Origin of the sequence: Kitasatospora sp. NPDC097691 (genome assembly GCF_040302665.1) — a bacterium.
Lineage (GTDB): Bacteria > Actinomycetota > Actinomycetes > Streptomycetales > Streptomycetaceae > Kitasatospora.
Window position 1 is genome coordinate 1 of the sequence record NZ_JBEORY010000109.1, and the last position, 8,258, is coordinate 8,258.

The 8,258-nt window shown below is 74.0% G+C and carries 6 protein-coding genes; 1 reads left to right on the forward strand and 5 read right to left on the reverse strand.

Annotated elements, in window-relative coordinates; all coding sequences use genetic code 11:
- Positions 1 to 117 precede the first annotated feature (117 nt).
- From ABTY56_RS38240 to ABTY56_RS38255, 4 genes are all read right to left on the reverse strand, one after another.
- Positions 118 to 684 (reverse strand): RICIN domain-containing protein, encoded by a 567-nt coding sequence (locus tag ABTY56_RS38240; RefSeq protein ID WP_350634308.1) that lies wholly within the window; start codon positions 682 to 684, stop codon positions 118 to 120.
- 57 nt (positions 685 to 741) lie between these two features.
- Entirely contained in the window at positions 742 to 1,593 is an 852-nt protein-coding gene (locus tag ABTY56_RS38245) for a peptidoglycan-binding protein (protein WP_350634309.1), read from the reverse strand.
- Positions 1,594 to 1,641: 48 nt separating this feature from the next.
- Positions 1,642 to 2,550, reverse strand: a complete 909-nt coding sequence (locus ABTY56_RS38250) for a CAP domain-containing protein (RefSeq protein ID WP_350634310.1) — start codon at positions 2,548 to 2,550, stop codon at positions 1,642 to 1,644.
- A 133-nt stretch (positions 2,551 to 2,683) separates the two neighbouring features.
- Positions 2,684 to 5,602, reverse strand: a complete 2,919-nt coding sequence (locus tag ABTY56_RS38255; protein WP_350634311.1) for an AfsR/SARP family transcriptional regulator — start codon at positions 5,600 to 5,602, stop codon at positions 2,684 to 2,686.
- A 130-nt stretch (positions 5,603 to 5,732) separates the two neighbouring features.
- Between ABTY56_RS38255 and ABTY56_RS38260 the strand changes: the two genes are divergently transcribed.
- On the forward strand, positions 5,733 to 7,157 hold the full coding sequence (locus ABTY56_RS38260) for an AfsR/SARP family transcriptional regulator (protein ID WP_350634312.1): 1,425 nt from the start codon (positions 5,733 to 5,735) through the stop codon (positions 7,155 to 7,157).
- Positions 7,158 to 7,163: 6 nt separating this feature from the next.
- On the opposite strand, the gene ABTY56_RS38265 is transcribed toward ABTY56_RS38260, so the two are convergent.
- Positions 7,164 to 7,655, reverse strand: coding sequence for a hypothetical protein (locus ABTY56_RS38265; RefSeq protein WP_350634313.1), 492 nt, complete (start codon positions 7,653 to 7,655; stop codon positions 7,164 to 7,166).
- Positions 7,656 to 8,258 lie beyond the last annotated feature (603 nt).

Here is an 8,258-nt window from a genome sequence, read left to right on the forward strand (position 1 = left end):
CTCGTTCATCTCCCGCCGCCCCTCCGACGTGCTGCACGAGGCCCAGTGGCTGGCCGGGCAGGGCGTCCGCGAGATCGTCCTGGTCAGCGAGAACATCGGACCCGGGCCCCCGGTGGGTCAGAGCATCCAGCGCTGCGCCGGGTCGTTGCGGTCGCAGGACACCATCGAGGTGTACTGCGCCGTCCCGTTGCCCTTGAGGCACTGCCCGTTGACCGCGCTACGGATCAGGTACCAGCCCTGGTTCTCGTCGGTCAGCCGCCACTTCTGGCTGTCCGGCATCCCGTACTCGAACGGACGGTTGAGCCCGTCCCAGCCGCCCGGGGTGTCCCAGAGCCGGACGGCTCCCGAGCCCGTGTCGAGGTCGACGGCCTTGCCCGAGCCGCCGTGCGAGATGGCGGTGGTGCCGTCGCAGTAGCCCCAGACCATCCAACGCTGGGCGTCGGACCAGTCGTTGGCCGAGTAGACGCCGATCCGCGTGCCGTTGGCCTCGTTGTTGCCCGGCAGGTCGAGGACGCCGGTGGCGCCGTTGTAGACCTTGTCGGGGCTGTGCAGGGCGGGTGAGAGCTCGCAGCCGGCCGTCGGTGCGGCCTGCGCGGCCGGCGCGCCGGCCACGACCGCCCCCGCGACGGCCGCGACGGCGCCGAGCGAGGCGAGGACTCTGCGGGTACGGGTGGTGGTGTTCACGGGTGTTCTCCTTCTGGTGAGGTGGACGGTGGTCCGGTTCGGTGGGCGGTCCCGGCGTCAGCCGCGCGGGACCCGGAGGGCGGCCCACTGCCGGGGCCCGGGGATGCCGTCGGCGTCGTCGCCGGAGTCGCCGAGCTTGTGCTGCCAGTTGCGGAAGGACTCACGGTCGGCGTCGGACCACTCGGGGCCGGGGCCCTCGGCGTAGGCGGAGCAGCCCTCGGCGGCGAGGCGCTCGCCCATCCGCGTGATGACCTCGCTGTTCTGGCCGTCGTGGAAGAAGTCGGCGCCGGGGAAGGGCTCGTCGCCGCCGCCGACGTCGGCAACCGGGGCGGTGCCGCCGGCCGGGACGCCGCCGGTCGGACTGTCGTCCGCGGAGGCCTCCTGCCCGAAGTAGATCGCCCCGGGCCGGTCCTTCCACCCGGGGTCGGCGAGGACGACGCCGCCGGCGAAGTCCGGGATGCCGTAGCCGTGGACCCAGTCCGAGCGGCGTTCGCGGGTCTTCATGTAGACGCCGTCGCCCTCGGAGCTGCCGCCGTCGTTGGTGTTCCCCTCGACGGTGGTGATGGTGGAGCTGGTGTAGCCGATGCAGATGCCGGTGTGGCTGCCGCCGCCGGGCCCGAAGAAGACCTGGCCGCCGATCACCGGGTAATCGGTGAAGCGGCCGCGCTCCTTGAACCAGGCGACGCCCTCCGCGCAGGAGGCGCTCACCGGGAAGAGGCCGGAGTTGCCGGACTCCTGGGCGCACCAGGCGACGAAGGTGGCGCACCAGGCCTCGCCCTGGGACCACTCCAGGCCGGAGACGGCGGGCGAGAACTTCTGGACGTTGTTCCAGTGTCCGCCGCTGCGCCCCTCGTGGTAGCCGACCTCGTCTCGGGCGACGCGGATCAGGTCCGCCGCGTTCGAGGACATGGGTGTTGGACTCCTTGCTGCTGAAAGGTTCGGGAAGGGGGCGGGGGCTCAGGCCTGGCCGAAGGTCTGCACGTAGCGGCCCCAGTTGCCGCGCTGGCGGGGCGCGTAGCCGATGCCGATGCTGTTGTAGGCGGCGTTGAGGATGTTGTCCCGGTGGTGCGGGCTGTTCATCCACATCTGCATGGCCTCCGGCACGCTGTTGCCGGGGGTGACGTTCTCGGCGGAGGCGCGCGAGACGAAGCCGGCGTCGCGGATGCGGTCCCAGGGGGAGCTGCCGTCGGTGCCGTCGTGCTGGGTGAGGTCGTGCGAGGCCATGTCGTTGGCGTGCCGCTGGGCGGCGGCGCTGAGGCGGTCGTCCAGGCGCAGCGCCGGGGCGCCGACGCGGCCGCGTTCGGCGTTGACGGCGTTCAGCATCTCGGTGCGGAAGTCACCGCCACCGCCGCCACCGCCGGGCTGCGGCTGGGGCTGGGGCTGCTGCTGGCTGCCGCCGCCCACGCCGCCCGCACCGGCCGGGACGAGCTGCCAGTGCTGCGCCGGGTTGCCGTCGTCCTGCTTGCCCAGGGTGAGCGGGGAGCCGGGGGCGGCGGCGGTGAGGAACAGGGCGCCCTCGTCGGCGCGGGTGGTGCGGATGCGGACCCAGTCGTTGTCGATGGGCTCGAAGCACCAGTGCTGGTTGGGCTGGTTGTGCTCGTTGAACAGCCAGGCCTGGCCGATGGAGTAGTTGTAGTCCATGACCATGGCCTGGCCGCCGACGTGCCGCCCGGTGGTCAGCTGGGTCTCCAGGAGGAAGCTGCCGTTCTCCTTGGCCCAGAAGGTCCAGCCCTGCGCGGCGGTGCCGTTGGGTCCCCAGGACTGGACGGCGGTGCCGGCGGCGGTCTGGCTGGAACGGACGTCGGCGACGGTTCCGTTGGCGGACCTCAGGGTGAGGGTCTGGCCGTGCTGCGGGAGGGTGGGCATGGGTTGCGCCTCTCGTCTGTGGTGTCGCCCCGGGCCGCATCGCGGTGGCCCGGGGCCTGACGAGGAAGACGTTCCTGGATTGCGGTAGACGGCCGGTCAACGCGCGTAGCACGAACCGGCGTTGATGCCGCGTCTACTGCGTCAGCAGCCCGCTGACCTGCGCGGCCTCCTCCGTCAGTCCCAGTCGCTCGTAGACCTCCAGGGAGTCCGCCAGGCAGGCCCGGGCCTGGCGCGGGCGGCCGAGGCCGGTGAGCGCGGTGCCGAGGGTGCGGAGCAGGCCGGCCTCCAGCGCGGCGCTGGTGCGGCGGGCGAGCGGCAGGACGGCTTCGGCGGAGTCGACGGCGAGCAGCCAGCGGCCGGCCTCGGCGTGGATGCGGGCGGCGAGGTCGCCGGCCGCGGCCGCGAAGACGGTGACCTGGAGGGCGGTGAACTCCTCGCGGGCACCGACGGCGTGGTCGAGTGCCGCCTCCGGGTCGCCGCACAGCCGCAGCACCCGGGCGAGGTAGTAGCGGCCGATCGCGGCGGAGACCGGCCCGGAGGCGCTCATCAGCCGGGCGCTGCGCTCGGCGGCGTCCCTGGCTTCGTCGAGGCGGCCGGTCTGGGCGGCGCTGAACGCGAACTCGCCGAGCGCGCTGCCCTCGGCGCGCTGGGCGCCGAGGCGGTGGAACAGGTCGGCGGCGCGGCCGGCGTGTTCGGCGGCCTCCGCGTAGCGGCCGTGCGTCCGGGCGTTGCTGCCGAGGGTGACCAGCGCCTTGGCGAGCACGCGTTCGGTCCGCTCGTCCCCGTCCGACAGGGCGACGGCCCGGCGGATCTCCTCCTCGGACTCGGCGTAGCGGTTGATGTGCCAGAGCATGCTGCCGCGCAGGTAGCGGGCGAGCGCGAGCGGCCCGTGCTCGCTCCGGGCGGCCGCCCGCAGGGCGATGGTTTCGGCGAGGTCGACGATGACGGTGGTCTGGGTGCGTTCCGGGAGCACGGCACCCATCCGGTCGGCGAGTTCGGCGGCCCGGTCGAGCGGCAGGGCCGGGTCGGCGCAGCCGAGCGCGATGACGGCGGCGTGCACCTCGGCCTGGTCGCGCATCCACTGCACGGCTTCCGGGCCGTCGGCGATGGGCCGGCCGGGAGCGGCCACGGGTGCGCCGAGCAGGCTGAGTTCGGCGGGCTCGGCCTTGCGGGCGGCGAGGTCGGCGTTGCGGGCGGTGGCGAGGCAGAAGTCGAGCAGCCGGTCGGTGGCGGCGGTGCGTTCGGCGGCGCTCTCCTCGGCGGCGAGCCGGCCGCGGGCGTAGGCGCGGACGAGGTCGTGGAAGCCGTAGCGGCCGAACCGGGAGGAGTGCAGCAGGTTCAGGTCGACGAGTTCTTCGAGGAGCCGGTCGGCCTCGTCCTCGCCGCGGCCGAGCAGGGCGGCAGCGCAGGGCAGTGGGAGGTCGGGGGCGTCGGGCAGCGACAGCAGGCGGAAGGCGCGGGCGAGTTCGGGCGTCAGACGGTGGTAGGACAGCGCGAAGGTGGCTTCCACGGTTCGTTCGCCGTCGCTGAGTTGGCTCAGCCGGTGTTCGTGGCGCAGGCCTTCGGCGAGCGCCGCGAGGGTGAGCGCGGGGTCGGTGGCGAGCCGGGAGGCGGCGATGCGGACGGCGAGCGGGAGCAGCCCGCAGGCCCGGACGACCTCCTCGGCGGCCGCGGGTTCGGCGGCGACGCGTTCGGCGCCGACGATGCGGGTGAGCAGTTCCAGGGCCTGCTCCGCCGACAGGGTGTCCAGGCGCAACTGGTGTGCCCCGGCGAGGCCGGCCAGCCGGTGGCGGCTGGTGACGAGGACGGCGCAGCCGGCCGAGCCGGGCAGCAGCGGTTCGACGTGGCCGGATTCGGCGACGTTGTCGAGGACGACCAGGACGCGTCGCCCGGCCAGCGCCGAGCGGTAGAGCGCGCTGCGTTCGCCGGTGTCCGGCGGGACGTCCGCGGGGTCGACGCCCAGGACGCGCAGGAATCCGGCGAGGACCTTTCCGGGGTCGGGCGGGGTGCGGTCCTCGCCGCGCAGGTCGGCGAAGAGCTGCCCGTCGGGGAACTGCGCGCGGACGTTCCGGGCGACGTGCACGGCGAGCGTGGTCTTGCCGACGCCGCCCATGCCGTCCAGGGCGGAGACCACGACGGCGCGTCCGCCGGCCGCGGAGAGCTGGTCCGCGAGGGTCTCCGCCTCCTCGACGCGTCCGGTGAAGTCGGGCAGGTCGCAGGGCAGCTGGTTGGGCGCCTGCCAGGTGTCGGTGGCGGGTTCGGAGGCGGCCCCGGCGGGCAGCAGGGTGGCGTCCTCGCGCAGGATGCGCAGCTGGACCTCGGCCGGGCCCGGTGCGTCCGGCGGTAGTGATGGGCGGGCGTCCTCGTACACGGCGAGGGCTTCGGCCCTGCGGCCCGACTGGTAGAGGGCGCGCATCAGGACGGCGGTGAGTCGGGGGCGCCCGGGGTGCTCCAGGGCGAGTGCCTCGGCCTCCGCCGTGAGGTCGGTGCGGTCGCCGAGTTCGGCGTCCAGCTCCAGGCGGGTCTCCTTGGCCGAGATCCGTTGCTCGGCGAGCCGGGCCCGGACGGCGGCGGCGTGCGGCCCGGGCAGTCCGGCGAGCGGCTCGCCGACCCACAGTCGTTGGGCGCGCCGCAGTACGTCGCGGACCTCCTGCGGCGGTGCGTCCGCCGCCCGCAGCCGTTCGGCCTCGGCCAGCAGCTCCTCCCAGGCGGCCGCGTCCACCTCGGCCGCGGGTACCCGCAGCGCATAGCCGTCGCCGACCCTGACGAGGGGCAGCCGGTCCGGGGCGTCGCCGCTGTACGGCCGGAACGCGCTGCGCAGCCGGGAGACGGCGAGCTGGACGGCCTTGCGGGGGTCGGCGGGCTCGGCCACCCCGCCCCACACCCCCTCGACCAGGACCGGGACCGCCACGGTCCGCCCGGCGGCGGCCAGCAGGACGGCGAGCACGGCCCGCTGCTGCGGTCTGCCCAGGTCGAGTTCCTGATCCCCGTACCAGGCCCGGAGCGGCCCCAGCAGTCCGAACCGCAGTCCGGATCCCCCCATGTCGTCCATGTCCCGTCCCGAGAGTCGTCCCTGCGCCGTGATTCCGCCACTTCCGTCCGGACAGCGGCGCCCCCATACCCCGGCGGCCTATGCTCTGTCACAGATTGTGCACCGGATTCCGAGCTTCGAGGGGTGGGCTGTGCGGCTCGATTTCCGCGTGCTGGGGCCGTTGCGTGCCACGTGCGACGGCCGCGAGGTGGACCTCGGCCGGCCGCAGCAGCGGGCCGTGCTGGCCGCGTTGTTGCTCGCCCCCGGGCAGCTGGTGCCGACGGACCGGCTGGTGGAGGGCCTGTGGGGTGAGGACGACACCTGCTGGCCGAAGGATCCGGTGGGGCAGATCGGCACCCATGCGCACCGGTTGCGGCGGGCGTTCGGCGCTCCCGAACTGCTGGTGGCGGCTGCGGGCGGGTATCGGCTGGCGGTGCCGCGGGAGGCGGTGGACCTCTTCCGCTTCGAGGGCGCGACGACGGAGGCCGTTGCGCTGCGTCACGAGGATCCGGCTCGGGCGCGGGAGTTGCTGGTGGCGGCGCTCGCGACGTGGGAGGGCGACCGCGCGTTGGACGGCGTGCCCGGGGCGTTCGCCGAGCGGACGCGGGAACGGCTGGCGGCCGGCCGCTTCGCCCTGGTGAAGACGTTGTTCGACCTGGACGTGGCCCTCGGGCGGCACGCCGACGTGGTGGAGCCGCTGGCCGGGCTGGCGGCCGCGCACCCGCAGGACGAGGAGGTGCACCGGCTGCGCCTGCTGGCGCTGCACCGCTGCGGCCGCACGGCGGAGGCGCTGGCCGTGCACGAGGCGTTGCGGGAGCGGTTGGACCGGGAGCTGGGGCTCGAACCGGCGCCAGTGGTGGTCGAGCTGGCCGAGCGGATCCGGCGCGGGGAGGCCCCGATGTCGCTGCGGCGGCTGCCGAGGCCCGGCCAGCTCCCGCCGGACATCCCCGATCTGGTCGGCCGGGCCGGGCTGGTGCGGCAGGCCCAGGAGGTCCTCCGGGCGGCCGGCGGTTCGCCGGTGGTGGCGCTGTCGGGCCCGGCGGGCTGCGGGACGTCGGCGCTGGCCGTGCACGTCGCGCACGCCGTCCAGGGCGCCTTCCCGGACGGGCAGTTGTACGCGGGCGGGGGAGACCCCGGCACGATCCTCGCGGCCTTCCTGCGGGCCCTGGGGGAGCGGCCCGCAGGCTGTGCCGCGGTCGGCGAGCTGACCGCGCAGTACCGGGCGGCGCTCGCCGGGCGGCGGGTGCTGGTGGTGCTCGACGGTGCGGCCGACCCCACACCGTTGCTGCCCGCCGTACCGGGGTGCGCGGCCGTGGTGACGGGGGCGGACCCCGAGGTGCTGCCCGCCGAGGCGGTCCGACTGGCGGTCGGACCGCTGGAACCGCACGACGCCCACGAGCTGCTGGCGCGGATCGTGGGCGTGGAGCGGATCAGCCGGGAGCCGGTCGCAGCGGTGGAGCTGGCCGGCCTCTGCGGCCACCTGCCCGTCCTGCTGCGGACGGCGGCGACACGGCTCGCGGCCCGGCCGTGGTGGTCGGTGGCCGACCTGGTGAGGTGGCTCGCCGAACGGGGGTGAGGACCTTTAGTACGGGTCCGAGGAGCCCAGCCGCAGGGTGAGCTGGTTCATGTAGTAGTTGGTGCTGCCGGCGCCCATGTTGATGTGGAGCCCGCCGCCGCTGTGCACTTCGAGGGAGGCCGTGCCGGGCCCGGTCTTGTACACGTCGTTGGCCCAGCAGCGCCTGCTGGACCGGTCGTAGACGACGAGGTTCCCGTCGCCCTGCATGATCGTCCTGTCGCCACAGCCGACGGTGTGGCTGGACCACGGGGCCGTGACCGCGCCGGAAGGGTCGGTGACGTACATGACGAGGTTCCCGTCGTCCTGCATGACCAGCCGGGTGTCGCCGGCGCCGAGCTGGTTGCCCTTGTAGAGGACCCCCGGCTCCGGCATCTGCACCGATTGGTAGTCGCCGATCGCCGCGGTCGCGTTTCCTGCTCCCACCAGCACCCCGGCCAGCGCCAGCCCGCTGGTCGCCGCCCCGATCGCCAGCCGCTGCAGTGTCTTCGTCGCCTTCATGTCCCCGCTACCTCTCTCGAACGGGGGTGCCCGCCATCGTGTCGGGCACCCTGCGGTGACGATCCTGGCGGGAGGCGATAGACAAACGATGAACGCCGCGTTGAGGCGCGAGCGGCCGGCGCTCCGGCGGGGTGCCGGGGGCCGTCTGCGGGCGTCGGCGGGATGCCGAGCGCGGATCCGGCCGCCTCGGGACAGGGCGCGGGGTGGGGTTCGGGATGGGGCCTGGCAGGGGCGTTTGGCCTGAGCGCGAAGGAGGAGTAGTGTTCTCTAGTCGCTCGGCAGGGAGCACCGGACACGCGTCAGCGCGGACGGTCCCGGGGCGGCCAATCCTCTGAAACACCACTTCCCAGGTTCGGGCTGGGTTGCGTTCGCATTTCCGCGTCGCGACTTGGCATGTATTTGGTGTGTCGTTTTATCGGATTGCGGCCGATTCGCTTTTCGGAGTACGGATCGGCTAGAGTTTGGAACGTCGGACAGGGCGTCAAGCCCCGGAAGACACCAGCTAGTCGGATGAACGAAGCCCCGGAAACGGAGCGGAAAACATCTGGTAAGCTGGAAACACGAAAGAACGAAGCCCGGAGGGTCCGCTGGAAGGCGGTCCGA